The 255-nt window shown below is 48.2% G+C and carries 1 protein-coding gene; it reads left to right on the top strand.

Going from position 1 to position 255, the window contains the following annotated elements:
• Positions 1-255, top strand: a 255-nt coding sequence (locus tag ICN13_RS10060) for a hypothetical protein (protein ID WP_216140218.1), incomplete at both ends; no start/stop codon positions are given.

Raw genomic sequence — 255 nt, 5'->3', positions numbered from 1 at the left:
CCCAAAGCCAAAGTGCTTACACCACTAGCCCAGCGATTTTGACTGGTGATGCGGTGACAGTGAGCGGCGGGGTAGCTACTGGTAAGAACGTAGGCACCTACAGCTCAAACTTGTCAACAAGTGGTTCGGATGCTGGTAACTACAAGTTCACCTATAACAATGCGAACTTGGTCATTACGCCTTACATCATTGACCCAAGCAGCAGCAGTGGTCCTAATATTGCAGCGACTGCTAATAACAAGGTTTATGACACGA

It is taken from the genome of Polynucleobacter sp. MWH-Berg-3C6 (assembly GCF_018881855.1).
Taxonomy (GTDB): Bacteria; Pseudomonadota; Gammaproteobacteria; order Burkholderiales; family Burkholderiaceae; genus Polynucleobacter.
Note: the sequence above shows the minus strand (reverse complement) of the source record. Positions and strands in the feature narration are given on the sequence as shown.